General features: G+C 60.1%; 21 protein-coding genes. 13 read left to right on the forward strand and 8 right to left on the reverse strand.

Features of this window, described 5'->3' with window-relative positions; genetic code table 11:
- Positions 1-153: 153 nt before the first annotated feature.
- On the reverse strand, positions 154-840 hold the full coding sequence (locus OO25_RS05350) for a response regulator transcription factor (RefSeq protein WP_014876226.1): 687 nt from the start codon (positions 838-840) through the stop codon (positions 154-156).
- Positions 841-1,035: 195 nt separating this feature from the next.
- On the opposite strand from OO25_RS05350, the gene ribA reads away from it, so the two are divergent.
- A complete protein-coding gene (gene ribA, locus OO25_RS05355) occupies positions 1,036-2,124 on the forward strand; it encodes a GTP cyclohydrolase II (protein ID WP_040179148.1) in 1,089 nt (362 codons plus the stop codon).
- A 35-nt stretch (positions 2,125-2,159) separates the two neighbouring features.
- Complete coding sequence (locus OO25_RS05360) at positions 2,160-2,651, forward strand: L,D-transpeptidase (RefSeq protein ID WP_040179150.1); 492 nt, start codon at positions 2,160-2,162, stop codon at positions 2,649-2,651.
- Positions 2,652-2,679: 28 nt separating this feature from the next.
- Here OO25_RS05360 and OO25_RS05365 read toward each other — a convergent pair whose 3' ends face one another.
- Positions 2,680-3,336, reverse strand: a complete 657-nt coding sequence (locus OO25_RS05365; protein ID WP_040178808.1) for a YggS family pyridoxal phosphate-dependent enzyme — start codon at positions 3,334-3,336, stop codon at positions 2,680-2,682.
- A gap of 112 nt (positions 3,337-3,448) precedes the next feature.
- Positions 3,449-4,390 (reverse strand): porin, encoded by a 942-nt coding sequence (locus OO25_RS05370; RefSeq protein ID WP_040170093.1) that lies wholly within the window; start codon positions 4,388-4,390, stop codon positions 3,449-3,451.
- Between the two features lie 280 nt (positions 4,391-4,670).
- Between OO25_RS05370 and OO25_RS05375 the strand changes: the two genes are divergently transcribed.
- The 5 genes from OO25_RS05375 (at position 4,671) to OO25_RS05395 (ending at position 10,101) form a co-directional block, all read left to right on the forward strand.
- Entirely contained in the window at positions 4,671-5,159 is a 489-nt protein-coding gene (locus OO25_RS05375; RefSeq protein ID WP_040170090.1) for a DUF3576 domain-containing protein, read from the forward strand.
- Positions 5,160-5,264: 105 nt separating this feature from the next.
- Positions 5,265-7,838, forward strand: coding sequence for a leucine--tRNA ligase (gene leuS, locus OO25_RS05380; protein ID WP_040178809.1), 2,574 nt, complete (start codon positions 5,265-5,267; stop codon positions 7,836-7,838).
- Positions 7,825-8,367 carry an LPS assembly lipoprotein LptE gene (lptE, locus tag OO25_RS05385; RefSeq protein ID WP_040170085.1) on the forward strand — a complete coding sequence of 181 codons (543 nt, stop codon included), beginning with the start codon at positions 7,825-7,827 and terminating at the stop codon, positions 8,365-8,367. The genes leuS and lptE overlap by 14 nt, the downstream gene beginning before the upstream one ends.
- Complete coding sequence (holA, locus tag OO25_RS05390; RefSeq protein WP_040178811.1) at positions 8,364-9,392, forward strand: DNA polymerase III subunit delta; 1,029 nt, start codon at positions 8,364-8,366, stop codon at positions 9,390-9,392. Before lptE ends, holA begins: the two co-directional genes overlap by 4 nt.
- Before the next feature lie 118 nt (positions 9,393-9,510).
- Positions 9,511-10,101: a glutathione S-transferase family protein gene (locus OO25_RS05395; protein ID WP_040178814.1), complete on the forward strand. Its 591-nt coding sequence runs from the start codon at positions 9,511-9,513 to the stop codon at positions 10,099-10,101.
- Here the strand turns inward: OO25_RS05395 and OO25_RS05400 are convergent.
- Positions 10,074-11,297, reverse strand: coding sequence for a TIGR03862 family flavoprotein (locus OO25_RS05400; protein WP_040178816.1), 1,224 nt, complete (start codon positions 11,295-11,297; stop codon positions 10,074-10,076). The two genes, OO25_RS05395 and OO25_RS05400, sit on opposite strands and share 28 nt — an antisense overlap.
- Before the next feature lie 90 nt (positions 11,298-11,387).
- Here OO25_RS05400 and OO25_RS22455 point away from each other — a divergent pair, with 90 nt between their 5' ends.
- Positions 11,388-11,696, forward strand: a complete 309-nt coding sequence (locus OO25_RS22455; protein WP_082035287.1) for an HNH endonuclease — start codon at positions 11,388-11,390, stop codon at positions 11,694-11,696.
- A gap of 11 nt (positions 11,697-11,707) precedes the next feature.
- On the opposite strand, the gene OO25_RS05405 is transcribed toward OO25_RS22455, so the two are convergent.
- Positions 11,708-12,325: an enoyl-CoA hydratase/isomerase family protein gene (locus tag OO25_RS05405; RefSeq protein ID WP_040178818.1), complete on the reverse strand. Its 618-nt coding sequence runs from the start codon at positions 12,323-12,325 to the stop codon at positions 11,708-11,710.
- Positions 12,322-13,071 carry an SDR family oxidoreductase gene (locus OO25_RS05410; protein WP_040178820.1) on the reverse strand — a complete coding sequence of 250 codons (750 nt, stop codon included), beginning with the start codon at positions 13,069-13,071 and terminating at the stop codon, positions 12,322-12,324. Before OO25_RS05410 ends, OO25_RS05405 begins: the two co-directional genes overlap by 4 nt.
- A 132-nt stretch (positions 13,072-13,203) precedes the next feature.
- On the opposite strand from OO25_RS05410, the gene OO25_RS05415 reads away from it, so the two are divergent.
- The 5 genes from OO25_RS05415 to lpxK all read left to right on the forward strand — a co-directional run bounded on the left by OO25_RS05415 (position 13,204) and on the right by lpxK (position 19,204).
- Complete coding sequence (locus OO25_RS05415) at positions 13,204-14,727, forward strand: DUF2125 domain-containing protein (protein WP_040170075.1); 1,524 nt, start codon at positions 13,204-13,206, stop codon at positions 14,725-14,727.
- 122 nt (positions 14,728-14,849) lie between these two features.
- On the forward strand, positions 14,850-16,196 hold the full coding sequence (locus tag OO25_RS05420) for a TldD/PmbA family protein (protein ID WP_040178821.1): 1,347 nt from the start codon (positions 14,850-14,852) through the stop codon (positions 16,194-16,196).
- Positions 16,183-16,986 (forward strand): 3'(2'),5'-bisphosphate nucleotidase CysQ, encoded by an 804-nt coding sequence (locus tag OO25_RS05425; protein ID WP_040178822.1) that lies wholly within the window; start codon positions 16,183-16,185, stop codon positions 16,984-16,986. The genes OO25_RS05420 and OO25_RS05425 overlap by 14 nt, the downstream gene beginning before the upstream one ends.
- A 30-nt stretch (positions 16,987-17,016) precedes the next feature.
- Positions 17,017-18,213, forward strand: coding sequence for a 3-deoxy-D-manno-octulosonic acid transferase (locus tag OO25_RS05430; protein ID WP_040178823.1), 1,197 nt, complete (start codon positions 17,017-17,019; stop codon positions 18,211-18,213).
- Complete coding sequence (lpxK, locus tag OO25_RS05435; RefSeq protein ID WP_040178824.1) at positions 18,200-19,204, forward strand: tetraacyldisaccharide 4'-kinase; 1,005 nt, start codon at positions 18,200-18,202, stop codon at positions 19,202-19,204. The genes OO25_RS05430 and lpxK overlap by 14 nt, the downstream gene beginning before the upstream one ends.
- An 83-nt stretch (positions 19,205-19,287) precedes the next feature.
- Here the strand turns inward: lpxK and OO25_RS05440 are convergent, their stop codons facing one another.
- Together OO25_RS05440 and OO25_RS05445 are read right to left on the reverse strand one after the other, a co-directional pair.
- The gene (locus OO25_RS05440; RefSeq protein ID WP_040178827.1) at positions 19,288-19,959 is read right to left on the reverse strand and encodes a DsbA family protein; all 672 of its coding nucleotides are present in this window, start codon (positions 19,957-19,959) and stop codon (positions 19,288-19,290) included.
- Positions 19,956-20,483, reverse strand: a complete 528-nt coding sequence (locus OO25_RS05445; RefSeq protein ID WP_040170062.1) for a DUF721 domain-containing protein — start codon at positions 20,481-20,483, stop codon at positions 19,956-19,958. Before OO25_RS05445 ends, OO25_RS05440 begins: the two co-directional genes overlap by 4 nt.
- Positions 20,484-20,550 lie beyond the last annotated feature (67 nt).

The raw sequence follows: 20,550 nt of genomic DNA on the forward strand, positions 1-20,550 counted from the left end.
GATAAAAAAAGGCCGGGCACAATGGCCCGGCAGTCCAACAGGGAGGAACATGTCATTACCCGGACATGCACGGGAACTCTCATCAGCGCCTAAGGCGCCTGTCTTAGTCATCAGCATAGTCACGCGACTTGGCGATTCTATGGCGCTGACATGTCAGATTGCCAGTTTGTAGCCACCCGACTCGGTAACCAGTATACGTGCATTCGATGGATCTGGTTCAATTTTCTGGCGAAGACGATAAATATGGGTCTCAAGCGTGTGGGTCGTCACCCCTGCATTATAGCCCCAGACCTCGTGCAGCAGCACATCGCGCTGCACCACTCCCTCGTTAGAGCGGTAGAGGAACTTCAGGATATTGGTTTCCTTTTCCGTCAGACGGATCTTGCGCTCATCCTCGGTCAAAAGCAGCTTCATCGCAGGTTTGAACGTATAGGGGCCAAGCGCGAATACGGCATCTTCGGACTGCTCATGCTGCCGCAACTGGGCACGGATCCGCGCGAGCAGCACCGGAAATTTGAACGGTTTGGTGACATAGTCATTCGCGCCCGCATCCAAACCAAGAATGGTGTCTGCATCGCTGTCGTGGCCTGTCAGCATCAGGATCGGGGCCTTCACGCCCTGCTTGCGCATCAGACGGCAGAGCTCCCGCCCATCCGTATCCGGCAAACCCACGTCCAAAATGATCAGATCATAAAGCGCTTCCTTTGCACGCTCCATGGCATTCTGACCGTTTTCAGCCTCAAAGACATCGAAGTCCTCGGTCATGACCAACTGTTCGCTCAAGGCTTCGCGCAGATCCTCGTCATCGTCGACGAGCAGTATTTTCTTCAGTTGGGCCATCACCTTGTCCTCCTGTGCTACTCCCAATACATGCGCAGTCCATTCCCCGATCACAAGTTATGCTGCAAAGCTTTCACGCCGACGTGTCCATCAGACGGGAATTGTTTCACTTTCGCATCGTTTGTGACTACTTAAAGGCGGGCCACCGCAATGGTGCAGCGCCCCAAGACGTCAACGACCTCACAGGATTCCCGCATGAGTCTGATGCCCACGATGATCGACCTTCTGGCCCGCGCGCGGGTAGATTTGCGGATGGGGCTGCCGGTGGTTCTGACAACCCCGGATCAGGCTATTCTGGCCCTCGCGGTGGAGCCTTTGGACACGAAACGCCTTGCCAGCTTGCGGGCGCTCGGTCCTATTGCGCTGACGGTGACAGCCCGGCGCGCTGAAACACTGAAGGCTCGGGTCTATGATGGGGATATCGCCCGTATTGCCGTTCCTGCCTCTGCAGATCTTACATGGATTCAAGCAGTTGCCGATCCGGCTGACGACCTTCGTACACCGATGAAGGGGCCACTGCGAAGCGTCAGAGACGGCGACGCAGAACTCCACCGTCTGGCCATTGCTTTGACGAAATCAGCCCGGCTCTTACCTACGGCAGTAATCTGCCCAGTGCAGCATCCGGCACAGTTCGCCCAAAGTCACGGATTAACAACACTGCCACTTGCCGCTGTTGCACCGCTGATGGTCGAAAGCTCGCCCCTCCACCCGGTGGCCGCCGCCCGCCTGCCGATTGCCGCTGCTGAGGCTGGCCGACTGCATATCTTCCGCCCCGAGGATGGCGCCGAGGAACATTACGCCATCGAGATCGGCAAACCTGACCGCAGCCAGCCAGTTCTGGCCCGGCTACACTCGGCTTGTTTTACCGGCGACGTTCTAGGGTCGCTGAAATGCGACTGCGGTCCGCAGCTTCATGGGGCACTGGCGCAAATGGGTGCCGAGGGCCAGGGTGTTCTTCTCTACCTCAACCAAGAAGGGCGCGGGATAGGTCTGGCCAACAAGATGCGCGCCTATTCCTTGCAGGATCAGGGGTTTGACACTGTTGAGGCCAACCACAGACTGGGGTTCGAGGACGATGAGCGGGATTTCCGCCTGGGTTCTGCTATCCTCAAGGAGCTGGGGTTTTCATCGGTGCGACTGCTGACCAATAATCCGAACAAAATTTCCATGATGGAGAAAACCGGCATCACCGTTGCGGAACGGGTTCCGCTTAAGGTTGGTGAAACCGCATTCAACCGCGGGTATCTCGCAACCAAAGCCGCCAAGTCAGGTCACATGCTGTGAGATCCTCAATGGCGCGCGCTTTGGGGCCGATGGACATGGTGCTTACACGGCAGGGGCTGCGCTTTGCCGGGCGCCGCCTGCCCTGCACGATCGGGCGCGGCGGGCTGACCCGCAACAAAGCAGAAGGTGACGGGGCGACCCCAATCGGCAGCCATGAGATCGTCGGAATGCTCTACCGACCTGACCGCATGACCCCGCCGACAGACTGGGCGGAACCGATTGGGCCCGGTGATCTGTGGTCCGACGCTCCCGGTACGGTTGACTACAACCACCACATCCGCGCGCCATACGCCGACAGCCACGAAGCTCTGAGGCGGGCCGACCCGCTGTATGATCTGATCTTAGTGACGGATTGGAACTGGCCAGATGCCGAACCGGGACGCGGATCGGCAATTTTTCTGCACCAATGGCGCCGCCCCGGATATCCGACCGAGGGGTGTATCGCCTTCTCACGAAGAAACCTGCACTGGCTGGCCAGACAGATTGCCCCCGGAACGCGCCTTGTCGTGCCGCCGCTGGCAGATTGACAGGCTTCAGTTTTGGCGTGCCAGCCCCCTAGATTTCGTAGGCACGGGCGCCGAAAATAGCGGATCCAACCCGAACATGAGTCGCGCCCAGGGCTATGGCGGTTTCGAAATCACCGCTCATGCCCATCGACAGACCACTCAGACCGTTTCGGGCCGCGATTTTACCCAATAGGGAAAAATGCAGGCTCGGCTCTTCACCAGCGGGTGGAATGCACATCAGACCTTCCACAATGAGATCCATGTCCTGACACTCGCGGATAAAGGCATCCGCCTCACGCGGTGGGATACCCGCCTTTTGCGGCTCTTCTCCGGTGTTCACCTGTACGAATAACTTGGGGCAGTGACCCAACTCCTGTGCCAGTCGGGCGAGGGTTTTTGCCAATTTCGGCCGATCCACAGTGTGAATATTCTGAAACAATTCCATCGCCTGCCGCGCCTTGTTCGTTTGCAGGGGACCGATAAGATGCAGATCCAGGTCTGAGTAGCGGGTCGAAAAATCCGGCCACTTTCCGGCAGCTTCCTGCACGCGATTCTCGCCAAAACAGCGATGCCCTTCGTTCAGAACGGCCTCAACCCGGTCATCGGGCTGAACTTTTGATACGGCAATCAGCTGCACCGATCCTGTGGAGCGATTGGCTTTTTCTTCGGCGGAACGAATGCGGGTTTGAATGTCCTGAAGCGACATGGGGCAGTCTCACTGTGGTCATTTGTTGCCGCAGACAAACACGGTTTCTGCCCAAAAGAAAAGGGCGAGCTCGTAAGAGCCCGCCCCAAGAACCGTAGTGGTTCAGGTCAGCTTAGAAGCTGAACTGAGCACCGAAGTCGGCACGCATCTGGCCGTCGGCGTTGCCGGTTTTGCTTTCGCCGATACCGCCACGCAGGGAGACGCCGCCGCCCAGGTCGTGGATCACGCCCAGACCGATGTTGCGGGTGTCGCCGTCGCCGGAACCGTCGCCGTAAGCGAAGGTCAGGGTGGTTGCGGAGCTTACGTCGTAAGCAGCGGAGATACCGTAGAAGGTGTCGGATTCGTTGACTGCTGCAACAGATTCGTCACCAACGATCAGAGTACCGGAGAATGCACCCCAGGAACCGCCGAGGGTCAGGACGGTCATGTCGAAGTCTGCAGCTGCACCGTTGTCGGTTTCACCATATGCCAGAGCGGCAGTGATGTTGCCAAAGGTGTAAGCGGCGTGGATGTCGAAACGGTCGCCGTCTGCACCGTTTGCTGCCTGGTCGTAAGCAGCTGCAACAGCGAAGTCACCAACAGCGTAACGTGCGTATACGCCGTTTACGCCTGCGCCACCGGAAGAGTAACCGATGAAGCCATAGTCAGCACCGGAGTACTGGCCCATGAATGTTTCCAGGCCCGGCTCGTTGCCGTAGTAGTTGGGCAGGTTGTCGATTGCGCCAGCAACGTTGCCAACGTCAACACGCAGACCGCCGTACTCAACGGAGAAACGCGCGCCGTTCAGGCCAGCTGCGTTTGCTTCGCCGGAAGCAGCATCTTCGTCAGCCTGCATACGAACGCGAGCGGAGAATTTCACGCCTGCGTCGGTTTCAGCGGATGCGTCGATGTTCATACGGAAGCGGCTGACGATCACGGTGTCGGAAGTGCCACCAACGGTGCGGTCTTCAACGTAACCAACACCAAAGCGGCCGTAGCCACCGAACGAAACGTCTGCTGCTGCAACACCAGCGGTGGCGACCAGCGCAGTCGAAGCGAAGAGAATCTTTTTCATGTTTTTCCCTCGGGTTTAAATTTCCAAGCTCAAACAGGCGCTGAGTGGCACAAGTCTGAGTACGCCATCCGTTTCGCTTTTTTTGGGGTGGTTGCGCAAGCTTGGGCGCAGGCCGCAATTCCTTTCGGCCCGAAGTTGATGCAACCATGTCACAGTATCTTAACCCCAGCGCCATCAACGGCTTCGCACAGAGAGAGTCTATTAAAGAATAGGCTTGTTGCCGCCCTATCGCTTGGCTAGGACTAGTCCGCAACCGGAATAGCAACGGATCTTGCCCATCATGCGCTGGCTCACGAAACTTGGACTCATCTCGCTTCTGGCAGTCACCGCCAGCTGTGGCGCATTCGGCGGCAAGAACCGCGGCGGCCCGTCGACCTATAATGAGAATGTCATTGGCGGCAACCCACGAGACCCTGAGAACATCGAAGGCACAACAATCTGGGACGCCTTCAAACCGACAAAAGCGGAACAGATCGTTCAGGTGAACCGCTACCTTTGGACGGCAACGCTGGATGTGCTGGACTTCCTGCCGTTGCAAACCGTCGAACCCTACACCGGGGTCATCGTCACCGGCTACGGCACGCCTCCGGGTGGCGGGCGCGCCTATCGCGCCACAGTGCATATCAAAGACCCGGCACTGGACGCCCGCTCGCTGAATGTCTCGCTGCAGACCCGCAACGGTCCCGTCAGCGCAAGCACCGCACGCGCGATTGAGGATGCGATTCTCTCACGGGCGCGGCAGCTTCGGATCGCTGATCGCAGGCTCTGACGCGACGCATCCCCTCATTCTGCCCTCTGGAACAGGCGGGCAAACATCACTATCACAAGCGCCAGGCCCCAAACCTGGCGTTTTTATCTACGAAGGACTGCTCTGATGCCCCGTTATGTTGCCCCGGAAATCGAAGCGCGCTGGCAAGAAGCCTGGGAGAAAGCCGGGATTTTTCAGGCAACACGCTCCGCCAACAAGCCGAAGTACTATGTGCTGGAGATGTTCCCCTACCCGTCGGGCAAGCTGCATATGGGGCATGTGCGCAACTACACGATGGGCGATGTGATCGCGCGCTATAAACTCTCAACAGGGCATAGCGTTCTGCACCCGATGGGGTTTGATGCCTTTGGTATGCCCGCTGAAAACGCCGCAATGGCGAGCGGCGGCCACCCCAAGGACTGGACCTACGCGAATATCGACACGATGGTCGAGCAGATGAAACCGCTGGGACTGTCGCTGGACTGGTCGCGGATGTTCGCCACCTGTGACGAATCGTACTACGGCCAACAACAGGCGCTGTTCCTCGACTTCCTCGAAAAAGGTTTGGTCTACCGCAAGAACGCTGTGGTGAACTGGGATCCGGTCGACATGACCGTGCTGGCAAACGAACAGGTCGAAGGCGGTCGTGGCTGGCGCTCCGGCGCGCTTGTCGAACGGCGCGAGCTGACACAGTGGTTTTTCAAGATCTCCGACTATTCGGATGAGCTGCTGACCGCTCTGGACACGCTGGAGAACTGGCCCGCCAAGGTGCGCCTGATGCAGGAAAATTGGATCGGCAAATCCCGCGGCCTCCAGTTCAGCTTTGCCCGTACCGACGGTGGTGACCCGATTGAGGTTTATACAACCCGTCCCGACACGCTGAACGGTGCGTCCTTTGTCGGTATCTCGCCCGACCACCCGATTGCCAAGGCCCTGGAAGCCGAATCGGAAGAGGTGGCAGCATTTGTTGCCGAGTGCCGGAAAGGCGGCACCACCGAAGAGGCCATCGAGACCGCCGAAAAGCTGGGTTATGACACCGGCATCCGCGTCAAACATCCGCTGAACCCGGACTGGGAGCTGCCGGTCTGGATCGCCAACTTCATCCTGATGGATTACGGCACCGGCGCGATCTTTGCCTGCCCGGCGCATGACCAGCGCGACTATGAGTTCGCGACCAAATACGATCTGCCGATCATCCCAGTGTTTGAGAACCCTGAGGACACCTCCCCTCTGACTGAGGCTTATGTCCCGACCAAGGCGGAGAAAGTCCGCTACATCAAGGGATTCGCTGGTAACGACGAGCAAACCGGCGAAGAGGCTGTAAACGCAGCCGTCGACAAGGCGGAAGCAGAAGGCTGGGGCGAAGGCGTGACCAAATTCCGCCTGCGCGACTGGGGTCTGTCGCGACAGCGCTATTGGGGGTGCCCAATCCCCGTGGTGCATTGCCCGGATTGCGGCGTGGTGCCCGAGAAAAAAGAGAACCTTCCCATCGCGCTGCCCTACGACGAGGATGGCAAGGCGATCGACTTCTCTGTTCCCGGCAATCCGTTGGATCGTCATCCCAGCTGGCGCAACTGCGCCTGCCCCGCCTGCGGCAAGCCTGCACAGCGCGAAACCGACACGATGGACACATTCGTCGATTCGTCGTGGTATTTCGCCCGTTTCACCGCGCCTGATGCGGAAACGCCGACCCGGATGGAAGACGCCGAATACTGGATGAACGTCGATCAGTATATCGGCGGTGTCGAACATGCGATTCTGCACCTGCTCTATTCGCGCTTCTTCGCCCGCGCGATGCAGATCTGCGGCCACCTGCCGGAGAAGGCGATAGAGCCGTTTGATGCGCTGTTCACCCAAGGTATGGTAACCCACGCGATCTATGAAAACGCAGAGCGCCGCACCGAAAACGATCGCCCGATCTATCACTACCCCGAAGAAATCGAAGAACGGGACGGGGCAACCGTGGTCAAAGAAACAGGTGAAGCGGTCAAAGTCATCCCCTCGGCCAAGATGTCGAAGTCGAAAAACAACGTTGTCGATCCGCTCCACATCATCTCCTCCTACGGCGCGGATACGGCACGCTGGTTCGTGCTCTCCGATTCGCCGCCGGAACGAGATGTGGAATGGACCGCTTCCGGGGCTGAGGCCGCGCATAAGCACCTGAACCGCGTCTGGAACCTCTGTGATCGCATTGGCGAAATGGACCCCGGCGCCAGCGGCAACGGCGACGAGGATCTGCTGCGCGAAATGCACAAGGCGATCCGCGATGTCACCCTCAGCATCGAAACCTTCGGTTTCAATGCCGCGATTGCCAAGCTCTACAGCTTCACCAACACACTGGCCAAATCAAAGGCCGGCACCGCAGCCCAGAAACAGGCAATTATGACGCTGGCGCAGCTGATGTCGCCAATGACACCGCATCTTGCTGAGGATATCTGGAGCCATCAAGGCGGCGAAGGCCTCTGCGCGACGGCCCCCTGGCCGGTGGCAGACGATTCGATGCTGGTCGAAGACAGCGTGACCCTGCCGATCCAAATCAACGGCAAACGCCGCGGCGAAATCACCGTGGCCAAAGATCTGGCCAAGGATGAGGTTGAAAAACTCGCCCTTGCACACGAAGCTGTGCAAAAGGCGCTGAATGGCGGCGCTCCGAAAAAGGTGATCGTTGTGCCGGGTCGGATTGTGAATGTCGTGGCTTAACCTGAAATATCCGGCCGCATTGGCCGCTGCCTTTCTGGTGGCGGCTTGCGGCTTCACCCCCGTCTATGCTCCGGGGGGCACCGGGTCCGCGCTTTATGGTGTGGTGACGGTTCAGGCCCCGGAAACGATCGGGGCAACCGATGATACCGATGCCTATTTTCTGGTTCAGAATCTTGAAACCCGGCTGGGTCGCGGGGGTGGTGCTGACTATGCCCTGGATCTGAAGCTGCGCACCCAAAGCGAAGGGCAGGCCATTACCGCCGACAATGAAATCACGCGCTATTCGATCGTGGGGCAGGCCGCCTATGTGCTGACCCGGCAATCTGATGGTGCCATTGTCGCCAGTGGCGATGTGGAAAATTTCACCGGCTATTCCGCCACAGGCACCACGGTTGAAACGCTCGCCGGGGAACGTGATGCCCATCGACGCCTGATGGTTATCCTTGCAGATCAAATCACAACTGAACTGCTGAGCACTGCGGATCTTGCCACTTCCAGCAGCGAACAGCCTGCGGTTGCCGCCAAATGAAACTGAGCCCGCGCGAGGCGGACGGCTATTTTGCCAAACCGGATCCGGGCAAGACAGGCCTTTTGATCTACGGCCCCGACGCCATGCGCGTCTCGCTGAAACGTCAGCAATTGCTGGCGGCGCTGCTTGGCCCCACCGCCGAAGAAGAGATGCGCCTGACCCGGATGCCCGCAGCGGATCTGCGCAAGGACCCGGCGTTGCTGATGGATGCGATGAAGGCGGTTGGCTTTTTCCCCGGCATCCGTGCCGTGTTTGTCGAAGACGCCAATGATACCGCCGCCCCTGCCGTGATCGCCGCACTTGAGGCCTGGCAGCAAGGTGATGCGCAGATCATCGTGACAGCCGGGCAATTGAAAGCCACCTCGAAGCTGCGCAAGGCGTTTGAGGGGCACCGCAACGCCTATGCGACCGGCATCTATGACGATCCTCCGTCACGCGGTGAAATCGAGCGTATTCTGGGTACGGCCCGTATTCGTGATGTGCCAGGGGACAGCATGTCTGCGCTGGTTGATATCGCCAATGAAATCGGTCCCGGTGATTTTTCCCGCATGGTGGAGAAACTGGCACTGTATAAATACGAGGACAGCACCCCGCTGACGCTTGACGATATTCAGGCCATCGCCCCGCAATCGACCGAAGCGGCAGTCGACGACATGCTCAATATCGTGGCCGAAGGGCGCGGCGCAGAAATCGGCCCGCTGATGGGGCGATTGCAGGCCCAGGGCACCAATGCGGTGACACTCTGTATCGGGGCAACCCGCCATTTTCGGACGCTTTACACCATTGCCTCTGATCCCGGCGGTCCGGCGCAGGGTATCGGGCGACTGCGCCCGCCGGCCTACGGCAAACGCCGTGACAGGCTGCTGCGGCAGGCTCAAAGCTGGGGTGCGTTCAAGCTTGAAACCGCGCTCACCTTGCTGACGGACACCGATCTTCAGCTGCGCTCGGCAGGGCAAACCGCTCCGGCGCTTGCCCTGATGGAACGGGCGTTGATCCAGCTGGCCCGCCTCAGCCGGGTGGGGTAGCCCACGACCGGCAGATCTGCACCGACGTTGCGTTTCAGTCAGAGCGGCTTGAGTAAGGCTTGACCCCACAGCGGGAACCCGGTTCCGTTCCGGGCATGAACCGCAGGGAGAATTCACAATGTACACCGTCATCGGCAAGCAACTGACGCGCAGTTATCGTGTTCTTTGGGCGCTTGAGGAGCTGGGCCAATCCTATGAGCTGAACCCTGCCCTGCCGCAGAGCGAAGAGGTCGTCGCCCTCAACGCTTCAGGCAAGGTCCCAGTGTTCAAGGATGGCGAGGAGGTGATCACCGATTCGACCGCCATCATCACCTATCTTGCAGATAAACATGGCAAGCTGACCGCCCCCGCGGGCACCATCGCCCGTGCAAAACAGGACGCGATGACGAATCGTCTACTGGATGAGCTGGACGCGGTGTTGTGGACTGGCGCACGTCACAGTTTCATCCTGCCCGAGGATAAGCGCGTGCCGGAGGTGAAAGACAGCCTGAAGTGGGAGTTTTCCCGCAATCTGGCGCAGCTGGAAACCTGCATGACCGGCCCGTTTCTGATGGGGGAAGAGTTCACCATTCCCGATATCATCTGCACCCATTGCCTGAACTGGGCCTATAGCGCCAAATTCCCGCTCGAGAGCGAGGCCATGCTGGCCTATAGCAAGCGGATGCGCGCGCGTCCCGCGTTTCAGGCGGTTGCGGCCTCGATCACATAGTCGCCCGTCAGATATCGGACTGCTGACCGCCCCGCCCAGCGCCCTGTCGCAAGGCATGCGGTCAGCAAATATCCACCGGTCGGCGCTTCCCAGTCCAGCATTTCTCCGGCGCAGAATACGCCGGGGCGTCTGTGCAGCATTAGTCCGCCATCAACCGCCTCTGCCAGGACACCTCCGGCGGTGGAAATCGCTTCATCCAGCGGCCGCAGTCCCTGATGCCGGATCGGCACTGCCTTCAGCAACTGGGCCAGCGCCGCAGGTTCAACCGGAAGCGGACGGGCAAATTCCTGTAGGATCGCCAGGCGCGGTGGTGTCAATTTTGTCACCTTTCGCAGATGGGTCGAGAGGCTGGACTTCCCCCGAGGGCGCGCCAGACGCGCGGCAACCTGCTCCTGCGACAAATCCGGCAACAGATCCATGTATAGCTCAGCCCCCTCCCGGACAGCAGCGCAGATCATATAGACACCGCCCCCTTCCAGGCCCTGCCTCGAAATGACCGCCTCGCCCCGCGACTGGGTTGATCCGGCATGCAGGGCAATCCCCTTCAGCGGTGCTCCGAAATGAGGTGCCATGTGATCGGACCAGTGGACGAGCAATCCTGCATTGGCAGGTTGAAACGCCGCCAGTGGCACATTCTCTCCTGCCAGAGTTGCAGCCCATAGCCCGTCAGAGCCGAGCCGCGCCCAGCTGGCGCCCCCCATTGCCAACACTGTTGCTCCCGCTTTTATCGCACGGGGACCATCCGGGGTTTCAAACTGCAAGGCGTCGTCATTCCAGCCCTGCCAGCGCCAGCGGGTGCGCCGTTCAACACCGTAGCCATCCAGACGGGCCAGCCATGCCCGCAACAGCGGCGAGGCCTTCATTTCGCGGGGGAAGACCCGTCCTGTGGTGCCCGTAAACAGAGTGCTGCCCAGCCCTGTCGCCCAAGCCATCACCTCTGCCGCGTCGCAGTCTGCAATCATCGGCGCCAGCCAGTCCGCAGCCTCGCCGTAGTGGCTAAGCAGGATCTCGCGCGCCTCATCCTTCGTCAGGTTCAGACCGGATTTCCCAGCCATCAGGAACTTTCGTGCAACGGACGGCTTCGCATCAACAACCAGCACGCGGCGACCCGCAGCCCCCAGTTCTTCAGCGGCCCGCAGACCAGCAGGTCCGGCGCCCACGACCACTGCGTCCCAGCTGTCCCGTTGATGTGTCAAATTGACAGTTCCTTACGTACTTATCCTTGCCGATCGCAACCGCCAGCGCATGTCTTACGGTTGAAACAGCCATACTGAGAGACTGCGCCAATGTCACCGTCTGCCGATGTCGATCCGATATGCCCTCTGTGCCAACGGCCTATCCCTACGGACGTCGCCCAAAGCCTGCATCACCTGATCCCCAAGCTGAAGGGCGGCAAGGGCGGACCAACGGTGCTACTGCATCATATCTGTCACAAAGAAATCCATGCAGCCCTCAGCGAGGCGGAACTGGCGCGGTCTTTCAATACCATTGAAGCCCTGCGTCAGCATCCGAGATTGGCGAAATTCATCGCTTGGGTACAAAAACGCCCGCCCTCCTTCCAGTCGCGCGTACCCGGCGGACGGCGCAAACGCTGAAGCGCCGGGCGCTATACGCAGGTGCAATCCGCCAGAATTGCCTGCGCCATCTCCGCCTCCGCCGCGAGGCTATCCACCATCAGGTCCTGCGCCGTCGCCATCAGATCGCCAGCCGCGACAATACGATCGATCAATCCGAAGATATGTGCCTCCTCAGCGGTGATTTTCTGTCCAGCCGCCAGAATCATCTTCGTACGCGCAGGACCGATCAGCGCTGCCATCCGCCGCGCGTCAGAGGGTTGCGGACGATAGCCAAGCTTCATCACCGGGTAAAACACCTTGGCCGTTGGTACGGCGATACGTAAATCGCACGCCAGCGCCATGCCGTTCGCTCCACCCGCCAAAGTACCATTGAGCGCCGCCACCGTCAGACAGGGCAGATCCGCGATGGCACCCGATAGCTGCTCCCACAGGGGGGACGTCGCCAGCCCGGCTCGCGCCGCATCCAGATCTGCTCCAGCGCTGAAGACACGGCCAGCCCCGGTGATGATCAATCCGCGAGCCTCTTGTGCGCGCTCTGCGATATCACAGAGCTGTTCCAGCATCGCCGCAGTCAACGCATTCGCCTTGTCCGGCCGGTTCAGTGTCACCGTCCACAACCCGTTTTCGGCGATATCAAGGTCGATCATATCAGGCCGACCTGCCTGCGGATGCCCTCATCCCGTAGCGAGATTTCGGTGCCGACCAGATCGTCGGCCGCCTCAGTACACATCCACAGAAGGGCGCGCGCCGGCCACTCCGCCGGGATATGATCAGACCATTCCAGCTGGCTGACAGGATTGACGCCGCTGGCCTTGATCACCCGCTGCATTTCCGTCGCGACGGTGCCCGGCGACAGCCCCATGGCGCGGATGCCATTGGCCCCTTCTTCATGGTGCAGGCTACGGGTCAGCATCGCCGCGGCGGCCTTGGAAGAGCAATAGGCGCTCCAGCCTTCGACGGGATTATGCGCAGCCCCTGAACTGACGGTCAGTACAGTGCCGCTGCCGGCAGCCTTCATCCCGGGCAAAACTGCCCGCATTCCGTTGAAAACCCCGTTCACATTGATATCGATCAGCTGTGCCCAGTCCGCCGGATCAGCAGCCTCAAGCCGGGCAATTGGATCAACCACACCCGCGTTATTGATCAGCACATCGATCCGCCCGAACTGCGCCTCGGTTTTGGCAACGGCCGCCGCTACGGCTGGATAGTCCGCCACATCACAGGCAAAGGTCAGCACGTTTCCGCCGATCTCCTTGGCAAGCGCGGTCAAGCTCTCCTCGCTCCTTGCCAGCAAGGCCAGATTGGCCCCGGCAGCAGCAAACACGCGGGCCGCATCGGCCCCGATCCCCCGGCTTGCACCGGTTATCACAACTGTCTTGCCCTTGATCTCCATAGTATTAATCTCCAAGTCCCTGTTTTGAAATGTGGTAGACTGGTTAGGGGGAACGGTCCAGAGCGATGCCCCCTTGACCCGGTACCTCCTCCGGCCAACCATGGCGCAAAATAGACCACGAAAGGTATACTTATGTCCGTTTTCCTCGCCCGCAGCAGCGGTGTTGCGATTGTTATGGCGTTTTCTGCCCAGGCGGCCCTGGCAGATGTAACGGCAAAAGACGTCTGGTCGGACTGGAAGTCCTACATGACCGCCACCGGTTACACCGTGAACGGCACCGAGACCATGTCCGGCGATACGTTGACCATATCGGATATCTCTATGGCCATACCTGTCATGGAGGAAGATACCAGCGGCACATTTACCCTGCCTGACATCAAATTTGTCGAGAACGGCGATGGCACTGTCAACATCATGCTGCCTGCTGAAATGCCGATCATGTTCAAAATTGACGGTCCCGAAGGCCCCGTCAGTGGCACCGTTCTGTATTCCCACGATGGCAGCCCGATGCTTGTCTCCGGCGACGCGGATGAGATGACCTATGATTACGCCAGCGGCCTGATGAAAATCGCGCTGAAAGATCTGACGGTACCAGACGCCGACGTTCCGAAAGAGGCGATCAAAGTCAGCATGACACTGACGGATGTGGTCACCAAGACCATCATGTCAAATGCAGATAGCCGCACCTACAACCAGACAATGACCAGTGAAACACTGAATTTTGACGCCTCGATCGACGTCCCTGAAGACGGAGGCAGCGGTGCCTTCAAGGGGGCGATGCAGGGGGTGAACTTCACCGGCATCACAACTGTTCCCAACGGGTTGGAAAGCACCGACATGGCGGCACTGCTGCGCGGCGGCTTCAGCGCGGAAGGCACGTTTGACTTTGCCAGTGGCAACAGCGCAATCAATGGTCAGGATGGCGCGGATACATTTGCGTTGGACAGCACTTCTGAAGGCGGAACAATCGCCTTTGACATGGGCCTTGATGGGCTGACCTATGACGTGAAACAGAACCGGACGGAAACCAACATCACCAGTTCTGACCTGCCGTTCCCGCTGGCGCTGTCGATGGCTGAGGCCGGTTTCAAGCTGACCATGCCTGTTGCCAAATCCGACGAGGAACAGGACTTCGCCCTCGGCCTCGTTCTGCGCGATTTTGATGTGCCAGAAATGCTCTGGGGTATGGTGGATCCAACTGGCGCCCTGCCCCACGATCCGGCCACAATCGCACTGGATCTTGCAGGCAAGGCAAAGCTGGCCTTCGACTTCTTTGACCCCGAAGCCATGGCAGAGGTGGAGAACGGCGAACAGGCACCGGGTGAGCTGCACGCGCTGACCGTGAATTCGCTTGAAATCTCCGCCGCCGGGGCAAAGCTGACCGGTACCGGTGATTTTGCCTTCAACAATGACGATCTGAGCACCTTCGACGGCATGCCGGCGCCCTCCGGTGAGGCAAATCTGACTCTCGCGGGCGCCAACACCCTGCTGGACAAGCTGATCGGCATGGGTCTGGTGTCGGATAGCGACGCCATGGGCGCGCGCATGATGATGGGCATGCTGGCAGTTCCGGGCGATGGCGAAGATACGCTGACCTCCAAGATCGAGGTGACCGAGGACGGTCAGATCAAGGCAAACGGCCAGCGCATCAAGTAATCACGACACAAGGCTGATCCCATATTGGGGCCGCAATTTGCGGCCCCTTTTTTCGTCTGCGCTCTTGCAGCATCTGGCCGCGCTGGCTAGCTCTAGGTGACGTCCAACCCATGTAGGTGCCTATGACCCAGACCCCCGAAAGCCTAAGCCACGCACTCCTTGATGCCGCCCGCAAGGCCGGAGCTGATGCTGCCGATGCAATGGTGGCCGAAGGCAGCTCCCTTTCCATTGAGGTACGTCAAGGCACGCTAGAGCATGCTGAGCGGTCAGAAGGTGTTGATCTGGGATTACGGGTCTTTGTCGGGCAACGTCAGGCCTGCGTTTCAGCCTCGGACATGCGGGCCGAAACCCTGACCGCCATGGCCGAGCGCGCCGTCGCCATGGCCCGCGAAGCACCCGAAGATCCCTATGCGGGCCTCGCCGAACCGGGGCAACTCGCCCGGGACTGGGATCTGGCGGCACTGGAGTTGTTTGATGCAAGCGCCGAACCGGCACCCGCTGCCCTGCAGGAGGATGCGCTGGCTGCTGAGGCTGCGGGCCTGGCTGTTAGCGGCGTCACACAGGTGCAATCTGCGGCAGCGGGCTACGGTACCCATAAGGTCCATATGGCGGCGACCAACGGATTCTCCGGAGGCTATCAGCGCAGCAGCCGGTCGACCTCCTGCACGGCGATTGCGGGCAGCGGTACAGGAATGGAACGCGACTACGATGGCGACTCCCGTACGTTTCAGGCCGACCTGCGCAGCGCCAAAGATATCGGAACACAGGCCGGAGAGCGGGCAATCGAGCGGCTCGGTGCTCGCAAGCCGGAAACCGGAAGCTATCCGGTGCTGTTTGACGAACGGGTCTCCTCTTCGCTGATCGGCCATCTGCTGGCGGCAGTGAACGGTGCCAGTATCGCCCGTGGCTCCTCCTGGCTGAAGGATGCGCTAGGGGAGCAGATCCTGCCTGCCCACCTCAGCGTGACGGAAGATCCCTTTCGCCCGCGCATCGCGGGGTCCCGTCCGTTTGATGGCGAAGGCCTGGCAACGCAACGCCGCGACATTATCGACAATGGAATCCTGACAGGATGGACACTGGACCTTGCCTCGGCGCGCAAACTGAACATGCAAAGCACTGGCAACGCAGCGCGTGGTGTCGGATCAGTGCCCTCGCCATCCCAGTGGAACATCGCTCTGACGCAGGGCAAAGACAGCCGCGCCGATCTGATTTCCTGCATGGGCACCGGCCTGCTGGTGACCTCCATGATCGGATCGACCATAAACCCCAATACCGGCGATTATTCCCGTGGGGCCGCAGGCTTTTGGGTGGAGAATGGCGAAATTGCCTATCCGGTCAACGAATGCACCATTGCTGGCAATCTGCGCGACATGCTGCGCAGCATCGTGCCCGCGAATGACGCCCGCAGCCACCTGTCTCGCGTGGTGCCTTCGCTGCTGGTCGAGGGGATGACCCTTGCCGGAAACTGACCTCTCCCTGCTGATCCGCGCGGCCGAGCAGGCAGGCGACATCGCCTGCCGCTACAGCGGTCCAGAGGCGCAGAAATGGGAGAAACCCGGCGGTGCTGGACCGGTGACCGAGGCTGACCTTGCCGTCAACGAGATGCTATCCGACCTGCTGCAAAAGGCGCGACCCGACTATGGCTGGCTGTCCGAGGAAAGCGAAGACACAGCAACGCGCCTGGACCGTGACAGGCTGTTCATTATTGACCCGATCGACGGCACCCGCAGCTTTGCCCAAGGGTCGCGCACCTGGGCCCATTCGCTGGCAATCGCCGAAGAGGGCGACGTCACCGCAGCGGTCATCTATCTGCCCCAGCGTGATCTGATGTATTGTGCGGCGCGCGGACAGGGCGCGACCTGCAATGGCGCAGAAATCCGGGTGTCTGCGCAAGCTGACCTCAACATGGCGAACGTGCTGGCTGCACGGCCTGTGCAGGACCCCAACCACTGGCAGAATGGTCAGGTGCCAGGCTTCAATCGCAGCCACCGACCCTCGCTGGCCTACCGTATGGCACGGGTTGCAGATGCAGGTTACGACGCGATGCTCACCCTCCGCCCCAGCTGGGAATGGGATATCGCCGCCGGCGATCTGATCCTGCGTGAGGCTGGCGGGTGTTGCAGTGATCGCTTCGGCGGGGAATTGCGATATAACAACCCGCACCCGACCCTGAACGGTGTCGTCGCCGCGCCGCCGTGCCTGCATGACCAGCTGATCGCCGCGCTCGACCCGCAGAGCCCCGGCCTACATCCGCTTTGACATGTGCCCCGCAGCAGGACCCCTCTAGCCATGTCGAGACTTTCAGCCGCATCCGAACGTAGTCTCCGCTGGCCGGCCCGGCCGGTGGGTGAGGTGCTATGGGTTCATGCCTCCTCGGCTGAGCGCTTTCTTGCGCTTGGCGATCTGGGCAACCGGATGAAATCCCTGCGCCCCGATCTGTCGGTGCTGGTGACATGGAGCCGCAGCATCACCAACCGCCCGCCGGTTGACGGCTACGATCTGGCTGCGGGGCCACCGCCAGATGACAGCCCGGCAGAGGTACGGATGTTTCTGGATCACTGGCGGCCCGACCTGATGATCTGGTCGGGCGGGGATCTCCGCCGCGGCCTTATGCGCCAGATGAGCGAACGCAACTTGGACAGTCTGCTGGTCGATATTGATGCCAGCGAACTGCCCGACCGCACCAGCCGCTGGTTGCCGGATCAACGGCGCAGGCTGTTTGAACGCTTCACCGAAATCATGACCCCTTCAGATGAGGCACGGGCACAGCTGCTGCGCCTTGGCCTCGCCGCAGACCGGATCCAACGAACAGATCCCTTGCGATTGTCGACCACGCCCCCCGGCTGCAACAGTGATGAACTCACCCATATGCAAGCCACATTGGGCAGCCGCCCTGTCTGGTTTTCGTCACAAACCGAACTTGAGGATTTACCCACAATCCTGGATGCACACCGCAGTGTATTGCGCCTGTTGCACCGCCTGTTACTGGTCGTCGCCATGCGTGATGAGCAAGATTTGGCTGCAGCGCGCGATGCTATCATCAATAGCGGCCTGCAGTTGGCCGATTGGGACAGCGGCGAAGAGCCCGATGAATACACGCAGGTGCTGCTCAGCTCTGCCGAGGACAGTGGCCTGTGGTACCGGCTATCACCGTTGTGTCTGCTCGCAGGTAGCTTGGCGTCGCGCGCGAACGGGCAGAACCCATTGGATGCGGCAGCTCTTGGCTCCGCGGTCCTGCACGGACCGGGTTTGGGTACCTATGGCCCCCTCTATGAGCGCCTGACTGAGGTTGGCGCCGCGCAGAAGGTCGATAACGCCGAGGATCTGGCACAGGGCGTGCTGAGCCTGTCAGCACCAGATCGCGCCGCCGAGATGGCACTGGCAGGCTGGCAGGTCGTCACCGAAGGCGCCAGCATGACCGATCACCTGATGGACCGCGTTCAGGAGCTTCTGGACAAGCGAGAGGACAGATATGAAAGCCCCTGATTTCTGGCACAAACCAGCCGGACAATTCGATATTCGCAAAACCCTGCTGTCCCCGCTGGGCCATATCTATGCCCGTGCTACAGCAAAACGGCTGACTAACGGCACACCGTTAACTGTGGGCGTGCCGGTGATCTGCGTCGGCAATATCAATGCTGGCGGTACCGGCAAAACACCGACAGTTATCTGGTTTCTGGAACGCTTGCGTGACATGGGGCACGAACCGCATGTGGTTACGCGCGGCTATGGTGGCACGCTTGAGGGGCCGGCGCAGGTGGATCCCGGACGCCATCGCGCCAGTCAGGTTGGCGACGAACCGCTGTTGCTGGCCGCCTTTGGTGAGGTCTGGAAAGCAGAGGATCGCGCCGCCGGAGCAAAGGCCGCGGCGGCTGCAGGGGCGACGGTCATCGTCTTGGACGATGGTTTTCAGAACCCGGCGGTGCACAAGGATCTCTCGGTTGTTGTGGTCGATGCTGACCGTGGGTTCGGCAATGGGCATTGCCTGCCCGCCGGCCCCCTGCGCGAACCGGTCACAACGGGGCTGGCCCGTGCTGATCTGGTTTTGTCACTGGGGCAACCCGAGGCGCAGGCCCGGTTCCGGGCAGCATGGCGGAACGCACTGACGGCTTGCCCACATTACTCCGGTGTGCTTGAGCCGCTGAAAACCGGCATGCCTTGGGGCGGAACGCCCGTTTTGGCCTTTGCCGGCATTGGTCATCCACAGAAATTTTTCGACACGCTGCGCGAGCTTGGCGCCGATCTGCGCCGTAGCGAAGCCCTGGACGACCACCAGCCGCTTTCCACTGCGCTGATGACCCGACTGGAAACAGAGGCCAAGCTGATTGGCGCGCAAATGGTTACCACCGAGAAGGACGCCGTCCGCCTGCCGGAGAGTTTCCGCAATAAGGTGATCACTCTGCCGGTACGTCTGCAGATCAGCAATGATGAGGCGCTCTTGGCGCGACTTCGCGAGATTGCGCCACCGCCACCGTAGCCACATCCACAATCTATATATCGAAAAACCCGCCGCGGAGACCGGGCGGGTTTTCTGTGCTTATCCGCTCAGTACGACGGCGGTTAGCCGTCCAGTTCGGCGTCGATCAGTGTCTTGAACGCGTCATACGACTGATTTTCGATCTTTTTGCCGTTCAGAATGAAAGAGGGCGTGGATTCGATCCCATGCTCAGTCGCATTTTCCTGATACCAGCTCACAAGGGTCTGTGCCTTGGTACCGTCCTGCAAACAGGCTTCAAGCTGCTCTTCTTCAAGGCCCGCCAGACGCCCGATCTTGCGCAGCGCATCGACAATCTCGGTCGCGCCACCGGCACGGGCCCAGTCGGATTGCCCCTTATAGATCAAATCGCTGATCCCAAAGAATTTCTCTGGTCCACCGCAGCGCGCAATCATCGAGGCCCACAGACCATAACGATCGAAATAGACCTCACGGTAGATGAATTTCACCTTCCCGGTGTCGATATAGTCCTGCTTCAGCTGCTTATAGGCGCCCTGATGAAAATTCGCACAATGCGGACAGGTGTAAGACGCGTATTCGATCAGCGTCACTGGCGCATCTTCGGCCCCCTGGACCATTTCCACGATGGTGGAGGTGTCCACCTCGGCCTCTTGTGCGTGGGCCGCTCCGATCAGCGGATTGCTGGGCAAAGACGTGCCGCCCTGCAATGCGGCATAGCCATAGACGCCCGCCGCAACTGCGACGGAGGCAAAGATGCCGGACATCAAACGGGTCATTCGTACCCCTTTCTGAGAGTTTTCTGTTTTGTCAGCACATTGCGCCCAAGCCGTTCCAAGGCTGCGCGCAAATCATCGCTTTCCACCCCGGTCGCTGCCTCGGCTGCTGCCGCAACATCCTGCGGATCAGGCGCCTGCGGTTTGCGAACCTTTGGGGCGTATTTGAAGGAGACCTGCCCCTCGGCAAAACCGGTGGGCGCGGTCTGGGTTATGCGGACCTTGGAAATGGCGTTGTAGCCATAGACCGCATTGACCTTACTGCGCAGAGGTTCCTTTTGCATCTCCAGCATCGGGGCATGGGCACCGGTGGTCAGCAACGTCAATGTCGCACCAAAACCGCCACGCCCATAGTGGACGTTGACGGGCCGCGCGATGGCGGAAATGTCAGGCCCTGCAATCTCTTCCCAATGAGTCAGCAGACGCGACACAGCAAAACCCCGGCTTTCACCGGCCTTGCGAATCTGATCATTCAGAAGCTGCGATGTTCGTTTGAACCCGCGAGATTTTGTCCGTTGCACTGCCATGCCCGTGGTTTTGCTAGACTGCTCGCCCTATTGTAAAGGGCTGCCATGCGAGAACCAGCGAAACCGG

Source organism: Phaeobacter sp. S60 (assembly GCF_000826845.1).
Classification (GTDB): domain Bacteria; phylum Pseudomonadota; class Alphaproteobacteria; order Rhodobacterales; family Rhodobacteraceae; genus Phaeobacter; species Phaeobacter piscinae.

Coding starts and splice junctions, on each gene's coding strand:
- OO25_RS05350 (WP_014876226.1), bottom strand. CDS start 840: ATGGCCCAACTGAAGAAAATACTGCTCGTCGACGATGACGAGGATCTG.
- ribA (WP_040179148.1), top strand. CDS start 1,036: ATGAGTCTGATGCCCACGATGATCGACCTTCTGGCCCGCGCGCGGGTA.
- OO25_RS05360 (WP_040179150.1), top strand. CDS start 2,160: ATGGTGCTTACACGGCAGGGGCTGCGCTTTGCCGGGCGCCGCCTGCCC.
- OO25_RS05365 (WP_040178808.1), bottom strand. CDS start 3,336: ATGTCGCTTCAGGACATTCAAACCCGCATTCGTTCCGCCGAAGAAAAA.
- OO25_RS05370 (WP_040170093.1), bottom strand. CDS start 4,390: ATGAAAAAGATTCTCTTCGCTTCGACTGCGCTGGTCGCCACCGCTGGT.
- OO25_RS05375 (WP_040170090.1), top strand. CDS start 4,671: ATGCGCTGGCTCACGAAACTTGGACTCATCTCGCTTCTGGCAGTCACC.
- leuS (WP_040178809.1), top strand. CDS start 5,265: ATGCCCCGTTATGTTGCCCCGGAAATCGAAGCGCGCTGGCAAGAAGCC.
- lptE (WP_040170085.1), top strand. CDS start 7,825: ATGTCGTGGCTTAACCTGAAATATCCGGCCGCATTGGCCGCTGCCTTT.
- holA (WP_040178811.1), top strand. CDS start 8,364: ATGAAACTGAGCCCGCGCGAGGCGGACGGCTATTTTGCCAAACCGGAT.
- OO25_RS05395 (WP_040178814.1), top strand. CDS start 9,511: ATGTACACCGTCATCGGCAAGCAACTGACGCGCAGTTATCGTGTTCTT.
- OO25_RS22455 (WP_082035287.1), top strand. CDS start 11,388: ATGTCACCGTCTGCCGATGTCGATCCGATATGCCCTCTGTGCCAACGG.
- OO25_RS05405 (WP_040178818.1), bottom strand. CDS start 12,325: ATGATCGACCTTGATATCGCCGAAAACGGGTTGTGGACGGTGACACTG.
- OO25_RS05410 (WP_040178820.1), bottom strand. CDS start 13,071: ATGGAGATCAAGGGCAAGACAGTTGTGATAACCGGTGCAAGCCGGGGG.
- OO25_RS05415 (WP_040170075.1), top strand. CDS start 13,204: ATGTCCGTTTTCCTCGCCCGCAGCAGCGGTGTTGCGATTGTTATGGCG.
- OO25_RS05420 (WP_040178821.1), top strand. CDS start 14,850: ATGACCCAGACCCCCGAAAGCCTAAGCCACGCACTCCTTGATGCCGCC.
- OO25_RS05430 (WP_040178823.1), top strand. CDS start 17,017: ATGTCGAGACTTTCAGCCGCATCCGAACGTAGTCTCCGCTGGCCGGCC.
- lpxK (WP_040178824.1), top strand. CDS start 18,200: ATGAAAGCCCCTGATTTCTGGCACAAACCAGCCGGACAATTCGATATT.
- OO25_RS05440 (WP_040178827.1), bottom strand. CDS start 19,959: ATGACCCGTTTGATGTCCGGCATCTTTGCCTCCGTCGCAGTTGCGGCG.
- OO25_RS05445 (WP_040170062.1), bottom strand. CDS start 20,483: ATGGCAGTGCAACGGACAAAATCTCGCGGGTTCAAACGAACATCGCAG.